This window comes from Acidovorax sp. NCPPB 3576, from assembly GCF_028473605.1.
Classification (GTDB): domain Bacteria; phylum Pseudomonadota; class Gammaproteobacteria; order Burkholderiales; family Burkholderiaceae_C; genus Paracidovorax.
The window spans coordinates 3,490,938-3,511,432 of sequence record NZ_CP097267.1 but is presented as its reverse complement, the minus strand read 5'-3'; the positions used below and the strand labels follow the sequence as shown (position 1 = coordinate 3,511,432).

General features: G+C 67.8%; 18 protein-coding genes and 1 tRNA gene. 7 read left to right on the top strand and 12 right to left on the bottom strand.

The features are described 5' to 3' along the window. Positions 1–66: 66 nt before the first annotated feature. From M5C98_RS16190 to M5C98_RS16175, 4 genes are all read right to left on the bottom strand, one after another. Positions 67–534 carry an Lrp/AsnC family transcriptional regulator gene (locus M5C98_RS16190; protein WP_272548465.1) on the bottom strand — a complete coding sequence of 156 codons (468 nt, stop codon included), beginning with the start codon at positions 532–534 and terminating at the stop codon, positions 67–69. A gap of 219 nt (positions 535–753) precedes the next feature. Continuing rightward, complete coding sequence (locus M5C98_RS16185) at positions 754–1,242, bottom strand: dihydrofolate reductase (protein ID WP_272548464.1); 489 nt, start codon at positions 1,240–1,242, stop codon at positions 754–756. A 40-nt stretch (positions 1,243–1,282) separates the two neighbouring features. Beyond that, positions 1,283–1,888: a DUF4337 domain-containing protein gene (locus M5C98_RS16180; protein ID WP_272548463.1), complete on the bottom strand. Its 606-nt coding sequence runs from the start codon at positions 1,886–1,888 to the stop codon at positions 1,283–1,285. 105 nt (positions 1,889–1,993) lie between these two features. After that, positions 1,994–2,833 (bottom strand): thymidylate synthase, encoded by an 840-nt coding sequence (locus M5C98_RS16175; RefSeq protein ID WP_272548462.1) that lies wholly within the window; start codon positions 2,831–2,833, stop codon positions 1,994–1,996. 101 nt (positions 2,834–2,934) lie between these two features. Between M5C98_RS16175 and M5C98_RS16170 the strand changes: the two genes are divergently transcribed. Continuing rightward, the gene (locus M5C98_RS16170) at positions 2,935–3,429 is read left to right on the top strand and encodes a hypothetical protein (RefSeq protein WP_272548461.1); all 495 of its coding nucleotides are present in this window, start codon (positions 2,935–2,937) and stop codon (positions 3,427–3,429) included. Positions 3,430–3,464: 35 nt separating this feature from the next. Here the strand turns inward: M5C98_RS16170 and M5C98_RS16165 are convergent, their stop codons facing one another. Both M5C98_RS16165 and M5C98_RS16160 read right to left on the bottom strand, forming a co-directional pair. Continuing rightward, the gene (locus M5C98_RS16165; protein ID WP_272548460.1) at positions 3,465–4,895 is read right to left on the bottom strand and encodes an FAD-binding oxidoreductase; all 1,431 of its coding nucleotides are present in this window, start codon (positions 4,893–4,895) and stop codon (positions 3,465–3,467) included. A 60-nt stretch (positions 4,896–4,955) separates the two neighbouring features. Continuing rightward, entirely contained in the window at positions 4,956–5,432 is a 477-nt protein-coding gene (locus tag M5C98_RS16160) for a DUF2069 domain-containing protein (RefSeq protein ID WP_272548459.1), read from the bottom strand. Between the two features lie 21 nt (positions 5,433–5,453). On the opposite strand from M5C98_RS16160, the gene M5C98_RS16155 reads away from it, so the two are divergent. Next, complete coding sequence (locus tag M5C98_RS16155; RefSeq protein ID WP_272548458.1) at positions 5,454–6,704, top strand: YihY family inner membrane protein; 1,251 nt, start codon at positions 5,454–5,456, stop codon at positions 6,702–6,704. Positions 6,705–6,767: 63 nt separating this feature from the next. Here the strand turns inward: M5C98_RS16155 and hpnE are convergent, their stop codons facing one another. The 3 genes from hpnE to M5C98_RS16140 all read right to left on the bottom strand — a co-directional run bounded on the left by hpnE (position 6,768) and on the right by M5C98_RS16140 (position 9,788). After that, positions 6,768–8,129 carry a hydroxysqualene dehydroxylase HpnE gene (hpnE, locus tag M5C98_RS16150; protein WP_272548457.1) on the bottom strand — a complete coding sequence of 454 codons (1,362 nt, stop codon included), beginning with the start codon at positions 8,127–8,129 and terminating at the stop codon, positions 6,768–6,770. A gap of 14 nt (positions 8,130–8,143) precedes the next feature. Beyond that, positions 8,144–8,983 carry a presqualene diphosphate synthase HpnD gene (gene hpnD, locus M5C98_RS16145; protein ID WP_272548456.1) on the bottom strand — a complete coding sequence of 280 codons (840 nt, stop codon included), beginning with the start codon at positions 8,981–8,983 and terminating at the stop codon, positions 8,144–8,146. A 499-nt stretch (positions 8,984–9,482) separates the two neighbouring features. Further along, positions 9,483–9,788 (bottom strand): hypothetical protein, encoded by a 306-nt coding sequence (locus M5C98_RS16140; protein WP_272548455.1) that lies wholly within the window; start codon positions 9,786–9,788, stop codon positions 9,483–9,485. A gap of 127 nt (positions 9,789–9,915) precedes the next feature. On the opposite strand from M5C98_RS16140, the gene M5C98_RS16135 reads away from it, so the two are divergent. Continuing rightward, a complete protein-coding gene (locus M5C98_RS16135) occupies positions 9,916–10,662 on the top strand; it encodes a hypothetical protein (protein WP_272548454.1) in 747 nt (248 codons plus the stop codon). A gap of 70 nt (positions 10,663–10,732) precedes the next feature. On the opposite strand, the gene M5C98_RS16130 is transcribed toward M5C98_RS16135, so the two are convergent. From M5C98_RS16130 to hpnC, 3 genes are all read right to left on the bottom strand, one after another. Then, complete coding sequence (locus M5C98_RS16130; protein WP_272548452.1) at positions 10,733–11,635, bottom strand: amino acid ABC transporter substrate-binding protein; 903 nt, start codon at positions 11,633–11,635, stop codon at positions 10,733–10,735. A gap of 158 nt (positions 11,636–11,793) precedes the next feature. Beyond that, positions 11,794–13,194 (bottom strand): L-serine ammonia-lyase, encoded by a 1,401-nt coding sequence (locus tag M5C98_RS16125; protein ID WP_272548451.1) that lies wholly within the window; start codon positions 13,192–13,194, stop codon positions 11,794–11,796. Positions 13,195–13,434: 240 nt separating this feature from the next. After that, on the bottom strand, positions 13,435–14,364 hold the full coding sequence (gene hpnC / locus M5C98_RS16120; RefSeq protein WP_442867188.1) for a squalene synthase HpnC: 930 nt from the start codon (positions 14,362–14,364) through the stop codon (positions 13,435–13,437). Positions 14,365–14,414: 50 nt separating this feature from the next. On the opposite strand from hpnC, the gene M5C98_RS16115 reads away from it, so the two are divergent. The 4 genes from M5C98_RS16115 to tig all read left to right on the top strand — a co-directional run bounded on the left by M5C98_RS16115 (position 14,415) and on the right by tig (position 20,399). Then, positions 14,415–15,677 (top strand): efflux RND transporter periplasmic adaptor subunit, encoded by a 1,263-nt coding sequence (locus M5C98_RS16115; protein WP_272548449.1) that lies wholly within the window; start codon positions 14,415–14,417, stop codon positions 15,675–15,677. A 10-nt stretch (positions 15,678–15,687) separates the two neighbouring features. Next, entirely contained in the window at positions 15,688–18,855 is a 3,168-nt protein-coding gene (locus M5C98_RS16110) for an efflux RND transporter permease subunit (RefSeq protein WP_272548448.1), read from the top strand. 93 nt (positions 18,856–18,948) lie between these two features. After that, positions 18,949–19,035: transfer RNA gene (locus M5C98_RS16105), tRNA-Leu, on the top strand. A 53-nt stretch (positions 19,036–19,088) separates the two neighbouring features. Next, positions 19,089–20,399 carry a trigger factor gene (tig, locus tag M5C98_RS16100; RefSeq protein ID WP_272548447.1) on the top strand — a complete coding sequence of 437 codons (1,311 nt, stop codon included), beginning with the start codon at positions 19,089–19,091 and terminating at the stop codon, positions 20,397–20,399. The last annotated feature ends 96 nt before the right edge of the window (positions 20,400–20,495 follow it).

The following is a 20,495-nucleotide window of genomic DNA, read 5'->3' as shown; positions in this document are numbered from 1 at the left end:
CGGACCGATGCAGTGCACCGCCGCTGCGCCCCCCGCCCTGGCTTGCCAACGGCTGGCTGCCCTTGGCTACCGCGCGTAATTCAGCGGCAGCGCCGTGGTGAACTTGATCTCTTCCATCGCGAAGCTGGAGCTGATGTCGCACAGGTGGTTGTTGGCGATCAGCTTCTTGTACACCCGGTCGTAGGCTGCGATGTCGGGCACCACCACGCGCAGCAGGTAGTCGATTTCGCCGCTCATGCGATAGAACTCGACCACTTCCGGCATGACCTGGATGCAGGCCTTGAAGTTCTCGAACCATTCCTGCGTGTGGGTGCTGGTGCGCACCGACACGAACACCGTCACGCCGACGTTGACTTTCTGCGCATCGACCAGCGCCACGCTTTTCTTGATGACGCCACTCTCCTTGAGCCGCTGCACCCGGCGCCAGCACGGCGTGGTCGATAGGCCGACCTTGGCGGCGATCTCAGCCCCTTGCTGGTCTGCGTCTTCCTGCAACAGATCCAGGATCTTTTGGTCGATGGCGTCTAGTTTCACGGTGGGCTCGGCTTGGGAAAGGGGACGTGGAAGGATGGCATTCGCCTGGGCGGAGCGGTCGGTCGGCGACGGCATGCGTCGCCTGATTCCGCCACGCGGATTTTGCACCGACTGTACCGCCGCACCGTGACATGGGGGCTTTGCGAACGCGCGTCCTGCCAGGGCAGCGGCCGCCACGGCGGCTCAGCCGCTCGTCGATCAAGGCGGAAGGCGCCTGTTTCAGCGCCGTTCCAGCGTCACGAAGCTGTAGGGCAGGCCGGCCGCGCTCACATGGCGCTCGCGGGCCGTCTCCACCCATTCGGGGCCGGGCTCGGGCGCGTAGGCGTCACCCTCGAAGTCCTGCCCGATCTCGGTCGCCTCGATCCGCGTGGCCAGCGGCAGGGCCTGCGCATACAGCTGCGCGCCGCCGATCACCCAGGTGGTGGCGCCCTCGGCCTGGGCCAGTTGCAGGGCCTCGTGCAGGCCCGCGGCACGGCGGGCGCCGTCGGCCTGCCAGTCCGCCTGGCGCGTCACCACGATGTTGGCGCGCCCGGGCAGCGGCCGAAAGCGCGGTGGCAGCGAATCCCAGGTCTTGCGGCCCATCACCACCGGGCTGCCGTGCGTGAGTTGGCGAAAGTGCGCCAGGTCTTCGGGCAGGTGCCAGGGCATGGTGCCGTCCTTGCCGATCACGCCGTTGGCGGCGCGCGCATAAATCAGGTGCAGGGCCATCGGGGGCTTTCTCGCAGAGGTCACAGAGGCGGGCGGCGGCTCAAAGGTGCAGGAACGCCATGGTGCCCACGCCCAGGCCGATGGCGGCCACGCCGTACATGCCGTATTCCAGCCACTTCTTGCGCGTGAGCAGCGCGATGGCGGCCAGGGCGATGGCCACCTGCAGCGCCGTGGTGGCCTGGGCCCAGCGGTGGTGCTGGTGCATCTGGGCTTCGCTCTGGTGGTCGAAGTCGAGCGACTCGCGCTCCAGCTTTTCGGCCTGGGTCTTGATGTCGTTCTTCTCGGCCTCGTAGCGGTCCAGTTTGGTCTGGTAGCTGCCCTTGCGGTCGTCCGGCGCCAGGTCGCGGGCCATCTCGGTCAGCGACTGCTTCGTGCTCTTGGACTGAAAGTAATTCCACTGGTTGGACGCTTCGGTCTTGCGGATGGCCGCATCGTTCTTGAGCAGCCCCGCATTGGCCTGCGTGGCCCCGCCCATGTAGGAAAAGATGGCACCGACCGTCGCCACGATCGCGGTGAACATGGCGATCTTGCTGGTGGACGAGCCGCCGCCCTCGTGCGCGTGGGCCTCATGGGCGCCGTGGCCCTGGCTGGCATGCTCGACCGCATGGTCGTGCGGGCCGTGTACGTGAAATCCGCCGGAAGACATAGTGGATGAAGTGGAAAAGGTCAGGTGGAGACAAGAAAAACGGGGCGGTACCCGAAGGCGCCGTCCCGTCGAAGGATTCAATGGGCTGGCCGCATCGCGCAGGCATCAGACCGCGACCGGGGCCTTGATGGCCGGGTGGTGCTGGTAGTCCCGCACTTCGAAGTCCTCCAGGCGGTAGTCGAACAGGCTGTCCGGCCGGCGCAGGATGTGCAGCGTGGGGTAGGGGAAGGGCGCGCGGCTCAGTTGCAGCCGCACCTGCTCTTCGTGGTTGCTGTAGATGTGGCAGTCGCCGCCGGTCCAGATGAAGTCGCCCACGTCCAGATCGCATTGCTGCGCGACCATGTGGGTGAGCAGCGCATAGCTGGCGATATTGAACGGCACGCCCAGAAAGATGTCGGCGCTGCGCTGGTAAAGCTGGCATGACAGCCGTCCGCGCTCGCCCGGCGCCTGGGGCGGCGCCACGTAGAACTGGAAGAACGCATGGCAGGGCATGAGGGCCATGCGGTCCAGCTCGGCCACGTTCCAGGCGCTCACGATGATGCGGCGCGAGTCGGGGTTCTTCTTGAGCGTGTCGATCACCTGGGCGATCTGGTCGATGTGGCCGCCGTCCGGCGTGGGCCAGCTGCGCCACTGCACGCCGTACACGGGTCCCAGGTCGCCGTCTTCGCGCGCCCATTCGTCCCAGATGGTCACGCCGCGCTCGTTGAGCCAGTGGTTGCTGCTGGAGCCGGTCAGGAACCACAGCAGCTCCACGATGATGGACTTGAGGTGCACCTTCTTCGTGGTGACCAGCGGAAAGCCCTCGTTCAGGTCGAACCGCATCTGGTGGCCGAACACGCTCTTCGTGCCGGTGCCCGTGCGGTCCCCCTTGGCCACGCCATGGGCATCGACGTGGCGCATGAAGTCTTCGTACTGGGAGCGCACGGGGCGGGTGGAATCGGTCATGGGCGGTTGGCTTGGGCGCTTGCGCAACGATGGAGCGGTGGATTCTAGGCGGCAGCGGATAAGCTCGCCGCTTGCTCCCCCGATTCAAGGAAATCCGCCCCATGCGCCTTTCATCCTCTTTGCCGTTCCTGGCTGCGTTGCTGCTGGCCGGTTGCGCCAGCAACGTGCCGCTCACGCCCAAGGCTTCCACATCCCCTGCCGCCAAGCCGACAGCGCAGGCGCCCGCTGCCTCCAGCCCCTGGGCCAGCGTGCAGGCGCAGGTGGGCCGCCTGCCATCGGACGGCACCGACTTCCTGCGCACGGGCCCGATGGCGGTGCGCATCAAGGAGTTGCTCGGCCCGGTCAATGCCCCCGAGTTGCTGAAGAACATGGCCGTCAGCACGCCGCTGCGGCAAGAAGGCGGCCTGCTCTACATCACCGGCCGGCGGTCGCAGCAGCCCGACGCCCAGGCCGCAGCCGTGGTGGTGGACCCGTCGCGCGACGCGATGCGCGTGTGGCTGCAGACGGGCGATGAGGAATGGGACGTGCAGGACGCCGGCGCGCCCATCCCCTTGCCCGCCGACGTGCGCAAGGTGCTGGAAGACGCGCGGCGCTGAGCCCGCCCGCCCCCGGCCATCCGGCCATCCGGCCGTCAGGCGCCGTGCACCGGCAGCATGCAGTGGGGGTTCATCAGCCCCTGCGGGTCCAGCGCGCCCTTGATGGCGCGCATCATGGCCAGCGCCACAGGGGACTGGTACTTCTCCAGCTTGTCCACCTTGAGCGCGCCCACGCCGTGTTCGGCCGAGAACGATCCGCCGAACTGCGCCACCGCCTCGTACACCAGGTGGTTCACGCGCGCTTCCTCATCGCGCAGGAAGGCTTTGGCATCGCCCTCGGCCGGGGCCTGCACGTTGTAGTGCAGGTTGCCGTCGCCCAGGTGCCCGAAGTTGACCAGCCGCACGCCGGGAATCTCGCGCTGCAGCAGTGCGTCGGCGTATTCGACGAAGGCCGGAATGCGCGGGATCTGCACCGAGATGTCGTGCTTGATGTTCAGCCCTTCCTCGGCCTGGGCGAGCGGAATGCTCTCGCGGATGTGCCACAGCTGGTGCGCCTGCGCCAGGTTCTCGGCCACGACCGCATCGGTCACGCAGCCGGCCTCGAAGGCGGTTTCCAGCAGCGACTCGAAGCGCGTGCGGGCGTGCGCCTCCGATTCGCTGTCGCTGTTTTCCAGCAGCACGCCGTAGGGCACGTCGGGCTGGTCGATGAAGGGCACGCGCAGTTGCGGCATGTGCTTGGCCACCAGGCTCAGGGCGAAGCGGCCCATGACCTCGAAGCCCGTGAGGCCCGCGCCCAGGTGCTTGTGCGCCAGGGCCAGCAATTGCACGGCGTGTTCCATCGAAGGCACCGCCGCCCACGCCGTCAGGCTGGCGGCGGGCTGCGGGTAGAGCTTCATCGTCGCGGCGGTGATGATGCCCAGCGTGCCTTCGCTGCCGATGAACAGGTCGCGCAGGTCGTAGCCGGTGTTGTCCTTGCGCAGGCCCTTGAGGCCGTCCCACACCTCGCCCTGCGGCGTGACGACTTCCAGGCCCAGGCACAGGTCGCGCGTATTGCCGTAGCGCACGACCTGCGTGCCGCCGGCGTTGGTGGCCAGGTTGCCGCCGATGGTGCAGCTGCCCTCGGCCGCGAGGCTCAAGGGGAACAGCAGCCCCGCCTTCTCGGCCGCGTCCTGCACGTTCTGCAGGATGGCGCCCGCCTCCACGGTGAGCGTGAGGTTGTCGGCGTCCACCGCGCGGATGGCGTTCAGCCGCGTGAGGCTCAGCAGCACCTGCGTGCCCGTTTCATCGGGAATGGAGCCCACTGCCAGCCCCGTGTTGCCGCCCTGGGGCACGATGGAGGTGCCGGCGGCGGCGCAGGCACGCACCACGGCGGCCACTTCCTGCGTGCTGCCGGGCCGAACCACGGCCAGGGCCTTGCCGCGCGCGCGGCGGCGCCAGTCCTGCTCCCAGGCGGTGAGGTCGCCCTCGGTGAGCACATGGGCGGCGCCGACGGTCTGGCGCAGGGTGTCGATCAGGAGGGTGGACATGGTTTTCAAACGCTCGCGAAAAACGGGGTGACTGGAAAGGGCGTGGGGCGGAGCCGTTTTTTACGGTGTGGATGGGGGTGCCGGGATGGCCGTGGCATTGGCGGATGCCGCCGCCTCCCGCGCGTGCTTCTGGCGCAGCCGCACGTGCAGCGCGCAGGCCACGAACAGGCCCAGGCACAGCGCGATCTCCACCATCGCCAGCCACTGGCCGGGCGGCCTGTCGCTCCAGGCGCGGACCACGCCTTCGGTGAAATACAGCCACACCACCAGGCTCACCCAGCGGTAGGTGTACATGCGGTGCTTGAGCAGGCCGGCGAGCGGCACCGCCAGCGGCAGCGCCTTGAGCGCCAGCCACGAGCCGCCGGGCCGCAAGGGGGCCAGCCACAGCTCCCACGCCAGGCTCAGCACGATCAGGCCGAGCAGGCAACCCACGGCCAGCCACCGGGTGGCTGCGACGTCAGGGGCGGCGGGGGCCGCGGGGGCGAGCGGGCCGGAGGCGGCACGCGGCGCGCCGGGAGAGAGGGGGGAAGAAGCCATCGGGGTGGCATCATATCGGCCATGCCTTTAGCCCCACTCGCGCAGCGCTTTGAAGCCGTCCTGGCCGATCTGTCGCACTTTCCCTGGCGCACCACGGCGCACACGTTGCGCGAGCGCTTCCGCGAGGACCGCCTGGGCCTCACGGCCAGCAGCCTGACCTTCACCACGCTGCTGGCGCTGGTGCCTTTCTTCACGGTGGCGCTGGCCGTGTTCACCGCCTTCCCCATCTTCGGCACGCTGCAGACCGGGCTGCAGCGCTGGCTGGTGGACAGCCTGGTGCCGGACAGCATTTCGCGCCAGGTGCTGGGCTATCTCACGCAGTTCGCGTCCAAGGCCAGCGGCCTGGGCGTGGCGGGCTTTTCGATTTTGCTGGGCACGGCGCTGGCGCTGGTCCTGACCATCGACCGCACGCTCAACAACATCTGGCGCGTGCGCCGGCTGCGGCCGCTGGGGCAGCGCGTGCTGATCTACTGGGCCGTCATCACGCTCGGGCCGCTGGTGCTGGCGGCCAGCCTGGCGCTCACCACGTCGGTGGCCTCGTCCGCCTCGCGCGGGCTGCACGACGCGCTGCCCGACAGCGCGCGGCTGCTGTTCGACTCCATCGAATTTTTGCTGCTGGCCGGCGGCACCGCGGCGCTGTACCGCTACGTGCCCAACACCCAGGTGAAATGGCGCCATGCGTGGTCGGGCGGGGTGTTCGTCTCGGTCGGCATCGAAGTGGCCAAGAAGGTGCTGGGGCTGTACCTGGCCTCGGTGCCCACGTATTCGGTGCTGTACGGCGCCTTCGCGACGCTGCCGATCCTGCTGGTCTGGATCTACGTGGCCTGGGTGATCGTGCTGCTGGGCGCGGTGGTGGCGGCCTACCTGCCCAGCCTGCTCAACGGAGTGGCGCGCCGGGCGAGCGGCCAGGGCTGGACCTTCCAGCTGGCGGTGGAAGTGCTGCAGGCCCTGCACCAGGCGCACGGCACGCCGGCCCGCGGGCTGCGCATGAGCGCGCTGTGCCAGGCGCTGCGCGTGGATGCGCTGCAGCTGGAGCCTGTGCTGGAGGCGCTCACGGCCCTCGACTGGGTGGTGCAGGTCAACGAGACCGCCGCCGGCGTGCCCGAAACCGTGGAGCCGCGCTATCTGCTGGTGGCCGATCCCGCCGCCACGTCGCTGGAGCCACTGGTGCAGCGGCTGCTGATCGAGCGGGCCGACAGCCTGGAGCGTTTCTGGGGCAACACGGGTGTGTCCGTGCTCAAGATGGCGGACGTGCTGCCCCGCACGGCGTGATCCATGGCAGGCGTTTGCTATTATTTTTGTAGCTATACGCCCTAGTGGAATATGCGCTGGAGGCTATTTTTTTCCCAACTGCTGCCCGACCGCCGTGCCGGCCAGCACCGCGCCTTCCAGCGTGGCGGGGTAGGGCCCGCGCACGTAGTCGCCGCAGGCCCAAAGCCCCGGCGCGATCGCGTTGGACGGGCGCTGCAGCGCGGGCGTGCAGGCGAAGGTGGCGCGCTTTTCCACCACCGTCTGCACCAGTTCCAGCGCCGGCAGGCCCAGTTGGCGCATGGCCTGGCGCAGCACCTGCTGTTCGCGCTCGGCGCGGTCGCCCTCGAAGGCGCTCACCACCAGGGCCAGCAGGCCCGGCGGGCCGCCCAGCACGCCGCGGTCGAAGGCGAACTGGGCGGGTTCCTGCGTGCAGGAGCGCAGCGCCAGCATGGGGCTCTCCAGCACAGGGCCCTGGGCGCCCGGCACCCGCGCATAGACGGTGGCGATGGCGGTGAAGCGCATCGCCTGCGCCACGGCCGCCCAGTCGTACAGCGCGGAGCACAGCGCCTTGCGCGGCGCTGCCTGTTCGGAGCCCGCGCACGCGGCCACCAGCCTGGCCGCATCGCTGCTGGGCAGGGCCAGCACGGCGGTGTCGAAGGCCTCGCCATCGACTGTCCAGCCGCTCGACGGCGGTGACTGGGTGGACTGCTGCGATTGGGGCGCGATGGCCTGCACCCGGCGCGCCCGGTGCACGGCATGGCCCTGCGTCTGCAGCCACTGCGCGGCAGGCTCGGGAAACAGCGCTCCCAGGTCGGTGCGCGGCAGCAGCAGGTTGGAGCCGCCGCGCCCGCTGAACAGCGCATCGCGCAGCACGCGCAGAAACACCGTGGCGCTGGCTTCGGCGGCGGGGGTGTTGAGCGCCGAGACGCACAGGGGCTCAACGAACTCGGCCATCAGCTGCGGCGACAGGCCCTGGCTGATTTTCAGCACCGTATCGCCGGGCTCGCAGCGGAATCCGCCCAGGCCCCACATCCACCGGGCGGTGGTGGTCATCAGGGCCAGCCGCTGGCGCGGGCTCCAGCCCCGGGCGGTGGCAATGCCCCACACGGCGTCCCAGGGCGGGGCGATGTTTGGCAGGCGAATGCCCTTGCCATCGGCAAAGCGCAGCGACAGCGGCATGCGCAGCAGGGCGGCGGACGGGTCCACGCCCACCGTTTCCATGAGGTGCAGGCACTCGGCATAGGCGCCGATCAGGATGTGCTGGCCGTTGTCCAATGGGACTGGAGCGCCTTGCGCGCCAGGCGCATCGAGGGCGGGCAGGGCCCGCGCCCGTCCGCCCAGCACGCGCGTGGCCTCGAAGACGGTCACGCTGTGCCCCGCCTGCGCGGCGGCCACCGCCGCCGCCATGCCGGCCCAGCCCCCACCGATGATGGCAACCCGTTGCATGCGAAAAGCTGCGGTCAAAGGCGGCCGAGGGCCTGCACCTTCCAGGCCAGCCACAGCTTGCGCAGCGGGGTGAGGCTGACCCGCTGGTGCAGCACCTGGAAGCCGTCGTGCTCGATCTCGCGCAGCAGGGTGCGGTAGATGCTGGCCATCATCAGGCCGGGTTTCTGGGCGCGCCGGTCGCCCGTGGGCAGCAGGGCGATCGCTTCGTCGTAGAGCCGGTGCGCGCGCTCGGCCTGAAAGCGCATCAGCGCGGTGAACCGCTCGGAATACTGGCGCTTGAGGATTTCGTGCGCCTTCACGTCGAACTGCTGCAGCTCGGCCACGGGCAGGTAGATGCGGCCCATCATCGCGTCCTCGCCCACGTCGCGGATGATGTTGGTGAGCTGGAACGCCAGGCCCAGCGTGTGGGCGTATTCGGTGGTGCGGTCGTCGGTCTGCCCGAAGATGCGCGCGGCCACTTCGCCCACCACGCCCGCCACCAATTGGCAATAGCGCGACAGGCCGGGAAAGTCGAGGTAGCGCGTCTGCTCCAGGTCCATCTGGCAGCCGTCGATCACGGCCTGCAGGTGATGCTCCTTGATGCCGTAGGCCGCCACGTGCGGCATGAGCGCCTGCATCACGGGGTGCGTGGCGCGCCCGGCGAACGACTGGGCCACCTCGGCCTGCCACCAGGCCAGCTTGGTGCGGGCCACGCCGGCGTCCGAGACTTCGTCCACCACGTCATCGACCTCGCGGCAAAAACCGTAGAAGGCCGTGATGGCGGCGCGCCGCGGCGCGGGCAGGAACAGAAAGGCGTAATAGAAGCTGCTGCCCGAGGCGGCGGCTTTTTGCTGGACGTACTGTTCCGGTGTCATGGGGCGGGATTCTCCCATGGGCGCCAGGGCTGGGCGGCGAGTGGGCTGCTTGCCCTGCGGACAGCACGGCAAGGGGCGGCGCTTCGCATTCCTGACAGCGCTTTCGGGCGGCTGGGCGGTGGGATGGGGCCTGCCGGCCTACAGTGGATTTCAGGCGGCGATTTCCCCATGCGAGGCATGGTCAGCGACCGCTTTGAAAGGTTTTCATGTCTCTCACGTCCAAACTCGCTTCCAAGGTCCTATCTGCTGGCAACCGCTTCGTCAAAGAAGTGGCGGCGCAAACCACAGGCCATGCGAAGAAGGCCCAGCCGGGCACTGCGCAGTCCCAACAGCGGCAAGGGTCTGTGTTTTCAGGCTTGAATGCCCGTGCCGGCGGAGCGAAAGCCCACCCGGAAGGCTCGCCGTCGCAGCCTCGGGTCAACCTGCAGTCGTTCCGGCCAGGCAGCCAGCAGGCCGGCCTCGCCGGTCAGCAACAGCAGCGCGTGCAAACCTCGAGTTATCAGCAGGCCTCGGCGGCCGCGCCTTCTTCCCGGAAGCAGCAGCCCGATTCCACGGGCCTGAAGATGTTCGGCGGTGGGCGCAGCGATGCGCCGGTGTCCCAGCCGGGAGTGCATCGCACTTCGATGCGCCCCACGGGTTCGTCCAGCTCCCTCAGTTCGCTGAGCTCGTGGGGTTCCACCCATTCTTCAAGCTCCCTCAACTCCTGGGGCTCCACCAGTTCCTCGGGCTCTTCGAGCCCGGCGAGCCCCTCAAGGCCCACGAGTCCGTCGCGTCCCTCGAGCCCGACGAGTCCTTCGCGTCCCACGACTCCATCAAGCCCCACGCGCCCGACGAGCACGGCCCAAGCTGCAAGGCCTCAGCAGGCAGCCTCTTCTGCGAGTTTCGGGCGGACCAGACCCCAATCCTCGGAAGCCGATACGGCCCAGCCCAAATTGCAGTTCATCCGCGGAACCCGGCAGGTCAAGGCGCAATACCTGGAGGCCAAGGCCCGCATGGACGCCCTGACCAGGGAGCATCACCAGGTGGACACGGCGTTGGACAACGCGACCGACGCCATGTCCGACAAGGAGTACGACGCGCTGAACTCGCGGTTTGAAACCCTCACCGCCCAGAAAAAAACAGCGGTCCGTGAGCACAATGCCCTGCGCAACGAAATGGCGAGGATGAACATTCCCGTGGCGCACCATTTGAGCCAGGCACTGGCGGCCAACCTTCCGATGCTGGAGAAACTGGCGGACCTGTCCGGCAAGTTCACCAAGGTCGATCAGACGGGCATGGCCTTCGACCTGGAGCGCACGATGCGCCGCAGCGGTGCCCAGATGGTGAGCACCTTCAAGACAGCCCAGGAGTTCAATGAACTGTCAGGCCAGCGCGATGCCATCCTCCAAAGCCACAAGCAGCTCAAGCAGTTCCTCGCCAGCGACGAGATGAAAGGCCTGCGCTACGCCGATCCCCAGCTGCATGCCTCACTGAGCCAGATGGCGAATATGGACATCGGCCAGTCTTTCAACAAGCTGGATGCCTTGCAAAGCGTGGCCAAAGACATCGAAGAAGCGTTCGACAGCCAGGGGATTTCGTCGATTCTGTATTCGACTCCCAGCACGCCAGAGGAAATCCAGGCGCGCAAGGAACAGGAATTGCGGGAGCACCAGGAGGCGATCGACCAGGGCTACATGTAAGCCAGTGGCTGGGGAGGGCGCGCGTCGGTCCCGGACCGCGCGCCCCTGCCGCCAACGCGGCGGACCGGCCTCAGAAAGCGATCTGTTCCACGCCCATGTCGCTCGGGCGGCGCAGGGCTTCCTTCATGAACAGGCTCATCGGCAGCATGCCCTGCTGGTCCACGCTGAACCATTTCTTGTACAGCGCGGCCATCTCGCCGCCCTGGATCATGCGGCGCGTCACGCGGTCCACCAGCTCCTTGAACTTGGGGTCGTCCTTGCGCAGGCCGATGCTGTAGGGCTCCAGGGACAGGCGCTTTTCCAAAAAGTGGTAGTCGTCCACGTTCTTGCCCAGGCGGGTGAGCGGAATCCAGATGCCCGCATCGTCGGCGAAGGCGGCATCGGCCTCGCCCTTGACCAGCGCGCCCACCACGTCGAGCGTGCTGTCGGCCAGCACGTAGTTGAAGTGGCGGTTGTAGGTGCGCTCGTTGGCACGCAGCAAGCCTTCGTTGGTGGTCTTGCCCTGCACGGCGATCTTCTTGCCCTGCAGATCGTCCAGCGTCTTGATGCCCGAGCTTTTGCGCACGAGGAACGAAGACGTCGCCACGAAGATGTGGTGGCTGAACGCGATCTCCTTTTGCCGCGCGGCGGTGTTGGCGGTGCCGCCGCACTCCAGGTCCACCACGCCGTCCTTCACGTCGCTGATGCGGTTCTTGCCGTCCACCAGCAGGTAGTGCACGCGCAGGTCGGGGCGCTTCAACTCCTTCTTGATCTCGTCGAAGATCTGCAGGCACACGTCCACCGTGTAGCCCTTCACCGCGCCGTTGGCGTCCTTGAACGAAAACGGCAGGGACTTTTCGCGGTGGCCCAGCTTCAATTCGCCGGAGCTGGCGATGCGCGCCAGCGTGTCTTCCGCCCACGCGGGTGCCGTGCTGCCGAACGCGGCCAGGGCCGCCATGAGCGCCCAGGGGCGCAGTCGAGAAATGAAATGCATGGTGGGGAGGGGTGAAGAGAAAACGCATGCGCCCGTCGGGCGAAGAGCGCAAAGTGTATGCGCGTGTAACGCCAGATGGCAGGGTTTGGGGGCGGCGCAGGCCGCGGGTGCGTCCTATTCGCCACAGTCGGTGCGGGGCCGGGTGCCTGCCCGGGCCGTCAGCACTCCACGACGTTCACCGCCAGCCCGCCGCGCGAGGTTTCCTTGTATTTGCTCTTCATGTCGGCGCCGGTCTGCATCATGGTCTTGATGACCTGGTCGAGCGAAACCATGTGCGTGCCATTGCCGCGCAGGGCCATGCGCGCCGCATTGATCGCCTTGATGGCGCCCATCGCGTTGCGCTCGATGCAGGGGATCTGCACCAGCCCGCCCACCGGGTCGCACGTCATGCCCAGGTTGTGCTCCATGCCGATCTCGGCCGCGTTCTCCACCTGCGCGGGCGTGCCGCCCATCACCGCCGCCAGCGCGCCGGCCGCCATCGAGCAGGCCACGCCCACCTCGCCCTGGCAGCCCACCTCGGCGCCCGACAGCGAGGCGTTTTCCTTGTAGATGATGCCGATGGCCCCGGCCGTGAGCAGGAAGTCGGCAATGCCGTCCTCGTCGGCGCCGGGCACGAACTTCACGTAGTAGTGCAGCACTGCCGGAATCACGCCGGCCGCGCCGTTGGTGGGGGCGGTGACGACGCGCCCGCCCGCCGCGTTCTCCTCGTTGACCGCCATGGCGTAGAGGTTGATCCAGTCCAGCATCGACAGCGGATCGCGCAGCGCCTCTTCGGCGCGGCCGGACAGCGTCTGGTGCAACTGGCCCGCGCGGCGCTGCAGCCGCATGGGGCCGGGCAGGCTGCCATGGCTGGCGCAGCCGCGCTGCACGGCGCCGGCCATGGTCTGCCAGATCTGCAGCAGGCGCTGGCGCACGTGCGCGCTGCTGTGCCAGTGCCCTTCGTTGGCCAGCGTCACGGCGGCGATGCTCTGCCCCGTGGCCGCACACTGGGCCAGCAGATCGGCCGCGGTGCGGTAGGGATGGGGCAGGCCCACGCCCGAGCCCGCGGCGCCGTCGTCCAGGGCCGCGACGCTGTTGAGCACGCGCTGGCCGCCTTCGTCCACCACGAAGCCGCCTCCCACCGAATAGTAGGTGCGCGTGAGCAGCAGCTCGCCTTGCGCGCCATGGGCATGAAAGCTCAGTCCATTGGGATGGAACGGCAGGCTCTTGCGCCGAAACAGCAGGTGGTCCTTTTCGATGAAGGCGATGCGGTGCGTGCCCAGCAGGTCGATCTGGCCGCCCGCCCGGATGGCTTGCACCGTGGGGCCGATCCGGTCCGGATCGATCCGGTCGGGCTCGTACCCGGCCAGGCCCAGCAGCACGGCGCGGTCGGTGCCGTGGCCGATGCCGGTGGCGGCCAGTGAGCCGAACAGCTCCACCACCACGCGGTGCACGGGGGCCAGGCCCACGGATTCCTGCACGGCCACGGCAAACTGCCGCGCCGCGATCATGGGCCCGACGGTGTGGGAACTGGAGGGACCGATACCGATCTTGAACAGATCGAAAACACTGACGGACATGGCGGGCAATCCAAGGGCGGTGGGGCGCGCAGCCTAACCGGCCAGCGGGCGCCGGGCATGCTCGGTATCCCTGGCCCGCCCTGCCGGATGGCCGATATGCCGCCAGTCGAAAAAGGCCTGATGCTATAAAAAATATAGCAACACGCCCTAGTATTGATTGCGGTGAAGGCCGATTGGAGGTCTGGCCCTTCAACTGCCAACGCAGTGAGTGAAGCCGCGCTTGCCGGGCATGAATTTGGCTTACATCACCACGGCCCGGCCCAGCATGCGGGCCCAGTCGAGCGGGTGCAGGCGCGGGCGGGTGTGCAGGCTGTCGCCGTCGAGCGCCTCCACCTTGTCCAGGATGCGCAGCCCGCCCTGCACGACCAGGCGCAGTTCCCAGCCGGCGCGCCCGGGCAGGCGATGCACCAGGGGCGCGCCTTCCTCCATCAGCCTGCGCGCCCAGGTCGCGCAGTCGTTGACGAGCGCGCGGGTAGCGGGTGTGCTGCGCAGGGTGGACAGGGCCGCGCGGTCCACCCCGTGCGCCGCGCAGTCGGCATCGGTGAGGTAGTGGCGACCGCGCGGAATGTCCACGCTCAGGTCCTGCCAAAAATTGATGAGCTGCAGCGCCGAGCAGATGGCATCGCTGCGCGCCAGCGATTCGGCGTCCTGCACGCCATAGAGGTGCAGCACCAGCCGGCCGACAGGGTTGGCCGAGCGCCTGCAGTAATCCAGCAGTTCGGCCCGGTCGGCGTACACGGTGCCGTCCCGCGTGCGGGCGATGTCCTGCGTGAATGCGCTGAGCAAGTCCGCCAAAAGCGGCACGGGCAGGGCATGGCTGCGCAACACCGCCTGCAGCGGGCCGAAGATCGCGGCCCAGCGGGCGCCCGGTGCGTGGCCCGCGGCGACGGCCTGCAGCTGTGCGCCATAGGCCGCCAGGTCCGCCAGGCGTTCGTCCGGACTGGCATCGCCCTCGTCGGCCAGGTCGTCCGCCGCGCGGGCGAAGGCGTAGATGGCCGCGATGGGCTGGCGCAGGTGCGGCGGGCACAGCAGCGAGGCCACGGGAAAATTTTCGTAATGCGTCACGGCCGGCGCCTGGGGCGTGTCCGGCGGCGCGGAAGAAGGGCTGGAATTTGGGGTGGGAGGCGTCACGGCGCGATTGTCGCTTGACAAGGTGACGGGGCTTCTCATAGATTACTAACCAGTCAGTCAGTAAAAACAAACCGCTTTCCGGAACCAGCATGAACACCTCTGTCGCGCCGCGGCTTTCCCGGCCGTCCCCCTCGCAGCCCCGCCACCACGGGGCATTTTCTTGGGTGCAGCGCGCGATGGGAGGGCTGGCACTCGGTGCGGCCGTGCTCGCCGTCGCGGGCTGCTCCAAGCCCGAACCCGCGCCCGAGCCGGTGCGCTCGGTCAAGTTGCTCACCGTGGGCGCCGCCCCGCTGAACACCCAGCTCGAATATGCCGGCGAAGTGCGGGCGCGCATTGAATCGCGCCTGGGCTTTCGGGTGGCCGGCAAGATCGTGCAGCGCCAGGCCGAGCTGGGACAGCGCGTGCAGGCGGGCCAGGTGCTGGCCCAGCTCGACCCGCGCGACTACCAGTTGGCCGCCGATGCGTCGCGCGCGCAGGTCGCCTCCGCCGCCACGCAGCGGGACCTGGCCGCTGCCGACTACCAGCGCTACGCCGCGCTCAAGGCCCAGAACTTCATCAGCGGCGCCGAGCTGGAGCGCCGTGCCTCCACCCTCAAGGCGGCGGAAGCCTCGCTCGATCAGGCGCGTGCGCAGCTCGCCTCGCAAGGCAACCAGACCGGCTACACGCGGCTGGTGGCCGATGTGTCGGGCGTGGTCACCAGCATCGATGCCGAGCCGGGGCAGGTCGTCTCGGCCGGCACGCCGGTGGTGCGCATCGCCCAGGACGGCCCGCGCGACGTGGTGTTCGCCGTGCCGGAAGACAAGGTCGCCCGCGTGAAGGCCGGCCAGCCGGTGGCCGTGCGGTCATGGTCGGGCGGCCCGCCGCTGGCCGGCCGGGTGCGCGAGGTGGCGGCCAGCGCCGATGCCGCCACGCGCACGTTCCAGATCAAAGTGGCCATCGAGGGCCCGCAAGCGCCGCCCCTGGGGGCCACCGTGTACGTGTTGCCCGAGGCGCTGGGCCAGGCGGGCCAGCAGGCCATCAAGCTGCCCACGAGCGCGCTGCGCCAGGACGGCCAGCAAACGGCGGTGTGGGTGTTCGATGCCGCCAGCGGCACGGTGCGCTCGCAGGTCGTGCAGATCGCCACGGCGGACGGCAACGAAGCCGTGGTGGCGTCGGGCCTGGCCCCGGGCATGCAGGTGGTGGCCACGGGCGTGCACGTGCTGTCGCCCGGCCAGAAGGTCGTGCCTTACCAGCCTAAAACGCCCGGAGCGCAAGCAGGCAATGCGCAGGGTGCTATCAATGGTGTAGCAAACCCCGCGGGTGCCGCGGCCTCCGGCCCGGCGCCTGCCGCGCCAGCATCGTCTGCCCGCTGAAGGCCGCCCCATGACTCAGATCCAGCCGAAAGACGGCTTCAATCTCTCCAAATGGGCGCTCGACCATCCGGCGCTCACCCGCTACCTGATGATCGTGCTGATGCTGATGGGCTTCGGTGCCTACTTTCAGCTTGGGCAGGACGAAGACCCGCCCTTCACCTTCCGTGCGATGGTGGTGCGCACGTATTGGCCCGGCGCCACGGCGCAGCAGGTGGCCGAGCAGGTCACCGACAAGCTCGAGCGCACGCTGCAGGAGGTGCCGTATGCCGACAAGATCCGCAGCTATTCCAAGCCAGGCGAGTCGCAGATCATCTTCAACATCAAGGATTCGTCCAAGTCGGGCGATGTGCCCAACGTCTGGTACACGGTCCGCAAGAAGATCGGCGACATGCGCGCCACCCTGCCGCAGGGCGTGCAGGGGCCGTTCTTCAACGACGACTTCGGCGATGTGTATGGCGTGATCTACGCGCTCGAATCCGAAGGCTTCAGCTATGCCGAGATGAAGACCTTCGCCGACGACGTGCGCCAGCAGCTGCTGCGCGTACCCGACGTGGCCAAGGTCGAGCAGTTCGGCGTGCAGGACGAAAAGCTCTACATCGAAATCTCGCAAAAGCGCCTGGCGCAGCTGGGCCTGGACATGAACCAGGTGCTGTCGCAGCTCGGGCAGCAGAACGCCGTGGAAAGCGGCGGCATCATCCAGACGCCGCAGGATCAGGTCCAGGTGCGCGTGGCCGGGCAGTTCGGCGCGGTCGAAGACCTGCGCGCCATGCCGATCCGCGGCGCCTCGGGCGCCCAGATCCGCCTGGGCGACATCGCCGACATCCACCGCGGCTATGTCGAGCCGCCGGCCGTGAAGGTGCGCCACCAGGGCCAGGAAGTGATCGCGCTCGGCGTGTCGATGGCCAAGGGCGGCGACATCATCCGCCTGGGCGAAGCCTTGAAGGCCGCCACGCAGCAGATCGAAAAGAACCTGCCGGCCGGCGTGCGCTTCGTGAACGTGCAGGATCAGCCCAAATCGGTGTCCTCGTCGGTCAACGAATTCGTCAAGGTGCTGATCGAGGCCGTGGTGATCGTTCTGGCCGTGAGCTTCCTGGCGCTGGGGCTGCACAAGCGCCCCGGCCAGCATCCGCTGTGGAAGCGGTGGACGCTGGACATCCGTCCGGGCCTGGTGGTGGGCATCACCATTCCGCTGGTGCTGGCCGTCACGTTCCTGGCCATGTGGTACTGGAACATCGGGCTGCACAAGATATCGCTGGGCTCGCTCATCATCGCGCTGGGCCTGCTGGTGGACGACGCCATCATCGCCGTCGAGATGATGGTGCGCAAGATGGAGGAGGGTTACGACAAGGTGCGCGCGGCCACCTTCGCCTACGAGATCACGGCCATGCCGATGCTGACCGGCACGCTGATCACGGCGGCGGGCTTTCTGCCCATCGGCATCGCCAAATCGGTGACCGGCGAATACACCTTCGCGATCTTCGCCGTGACGGTGATCGCGCTGGTGCTGTCGTGGCTGGTGTCGGTGTACTTCGTGCCGTACCTGGGCACTCTGCTGCTCAAGAAGCCGCCGCATGTGCATGTGGGCGAAGACGGGCAGCCGCACGAGGCGTTCGACAGCGGCTTCTATAACGTCTTTCGCCGATGCGTGGACTGGTGCGTGCGCTACCGCTGGATCACCATCGGGCTCACGGTGGCGACCTTTGCGCTCGGCATCGTCGGCATGGGCCGCGTGCAGCAGCAGTTCTTCCCCGATTCGAGCCGGCCTGAGATCCTGATGGACATCTGGTTCCCCGAGGGCACCTCGTTCGAGGCCAATGAAGAAGTCACGCGCCGCGTCGAGCAGCGCCTGCGCGCCGAAACGGGTGTGTCCACCGTGAGCGTGTGGGTGGGCTCGGGCGTGCCGCGCTTTTATCTACCGCTGGACCAGGTGTTCCCGCAGACCAACGTGTCGCAGTTCATCGTCGTGCCGCAGGATCTCAAGGTGCGCGAATCGATGCGCGTGGGGCTGCCCGAGATGATGGCCCGCGAGTTTCCCGAAGTGCGGGCGCGCGTGAAGCTGTTGCCCAACGGGCCGCCTGTGCCGTATCCGGTGCAATTCCGCGTGGTGGGCATCGACCCTGCCGTGCTGCGCGCCCGGGCCGACGAGGTCAAGGCCATCCTGCGCGAGCACCCGCAGATGCGCGGCGTGAACGACAACTGGAACGAGTCCGTCAAGGTGATGCGCCTGGAAGTGGACCAGGACAAGGCCCGCGCCCTGGGCGTGACCAGCCAGTCCATCGCGCAGGCTGCGCGCACCGTGTTCACCGGCACGACCGTGGGCCAGTACCGCGAGGGCGACAAGCTCATCGACATCGTGTTCCGCCAGCCGCCGGACGAGCGCAAGGCCATCACTGACGTGGCCAATGCCTACCTGCCCACGGCCTCGGGCAAGTCGATTCCGCTCACGCAGATCGCGCGGCCGGTCTTTACCTGGGAGCCGGGCGTCATGTGGCGAGAGAACCGCGACTACGCCATCACGGTGCAGGGCGACGTCATCGAAGGCCTGCAGGGCGCGACGGTCACCGAAGCGCTGGTGCCCGGGCTGCGCCAGCTCGAGGCGAAGTGGCACGCGGCCGGGCAGGGCGGCTACCGCATCGAAGTGGCGGGCGCGGTGGAGGAAAGCTCCAAGGGCTCGGCATCGATCGCTGCGGGCGTGCCGATCATGCTGTTCATCACCTTCACGTTGCTCATGCTCCAGCTGCACAGCTTCAGCCGCGCGGTGCTGGTGTTCCTCACCGGGCCGCTGGGCATCGCCGGGGTGGCTGGGGCGCTCTTGCTGCTGGGCCGGCCGTTCGGGTTCGTCGCGCTGCTGGGCGTGATCGCGCTCATGGGCATGATCCAGCGCAACTCCGTGATCCTGATCGACCAGATCGAGCAGGACCGTGCGCGCGGCGTGCCTGCGTGGGATGCGATCGTGGAGTCGGCCGTGCGGCGGTTGCGCCCGATCGTGCTCACGGCCGCCGCGGCGGTGCTGGCCATGATCCCGCTGTCGCGCAGCGTGTTCTGGGGCCCGATGGCCGTCGCCATCATGGGCGGCCTGATCGTTGCGACCGTGCTCACGCTGCTGGCGCTGCCGGCCATGTACGCGGCCTGGTTCCGCGTGAAAGAGCCCGATCGGCACGCGCCGAAAGCGGCCTGAGCGGAGACGGCCCGCCGACAAGGTAAAATCGAAGGTTGACCAATTTCACACAGGTGGCCGGCCCTGCCGGTCGCCTGTTTTGTCTGTAAGTTTGCGCGGGTGGCGAAATTGGTAGACGCACCAGGTTTAGGTCCTGACGCCAGCAATGGTGTGGGGGTTCGAGTCCCCCCCCGCGCACCACGGTGCGGCTGTAAAAGCAGCCGTCACGGTCCCATATTCATAGAGGAAGAGCCATGGCAGTTACCGTTGAAACCCTTGAAAAGCTCGAGCGCAGGATCACGCTGAGCTTGCCCCTCACCGCCATCCAGTCCGAGGTCGACTCGCGCCTCAAGCGCCTGGCCCGCACTGTGAAGATGGACGGCTTCCGTCCTGGCAAGGTGCCGATGAACGTCGTGGCCCAGCGCTATGGCTACTCGGTGCAGTACGAAGTGCTGAACGACAAGGTGGGCGAGGCTTTCGCCCAGGCTGCCAACGAAGCCAACCTGCGTGTGGCCGGCCAGCCCCGCATCACCGAAAAAGACGGTGCCCCGGAAGGCCAGGTCACTTTCGACGCCGTATTCGAAGTGTTCCCTGAAGTCAAGATCGGCGACCTGACGGGCGCCGAAGTCGAAAAGCTGTCCGCCGAAGTGACCGACGCCGCCATCGACAAGACCATCGACATCCTGCGCAAGCAGCGCCGCAGCTTCGCCCAGCGCGCGCAAGCCGCCGCCGCTGAAGACGGCGACCGCGTGACGGTCGACTTCGAAGGCAAGATCGACGGCGAGACCTTCTCCGGCGGCAAGGCCGAAGACTTCCAGTTCCTGGTCGGCGAAGGCCAGATGCTCAAGGAATTCGAAGACGCTGTGCGCGGCATGAAGTCCGGCGAAAGCAAGACCTTCCCGCTGGCCTTCCCCGAGGACTACCACGGCAAGGACGTGGCCGGCAAGACGGCTGACTTCATGGTCACCGTGAAGAAGATCGAAGCCGCCCACCTGCCCGAAGTGAACGAGCAGCTCGCCAAGTCCCTCGGCATCGCCGACGGCACGGTCGATGGCCTGCGCGCCGACATCAAGAAGAACCTGGAGCGCGAAGTCAAGTTCCGCCTGCTGGCCCGCAACAAGCAAGCCGTGATGGACGCCCTGGTGTCCAAGGCCGAACTGGACCTGCCCAACGCCAGCGTGCAGTCCGAAATCGCCCGCCTGCTGGAAGGCGCCCGTGCCGACCTGAAGCAGCGCGGCATCAAGGACGCCGACAAGGCCGAAATCCCTGAAGACGTGTTCCGTCCCCAGGCCGAGCGCCGCGTGCGCCTGGGTCTGGTCGTGGCCGAGCTGGTTCGTGCGAATGAACTGCACGCCAAGCCCGAGCAACTGAAGGCCCATGTGGACGAACTGGCCGCCAGCTACGAAAAGCCGGAAGACGTCGTGCGCTGGTACTTCGGCGACCGCCAGCGCCTGGCCGAAGTCGAAGCCGTCGTGATCGAGAACAACGTGACCGAGTTCGTGATGGGCAAGGCCAAGGTGACGGACAAGTCCGTTTCCTTCGACGAACTGATGGGCCAGGGCTGATGCGCTGGTTCCGCCAGATCCACCGCTTGCGGTTTCTGGCGGTTGAATGACATCGGGGGCTTGTGCTTGCGTGCACAAGCCCCAATTCATTTCTGG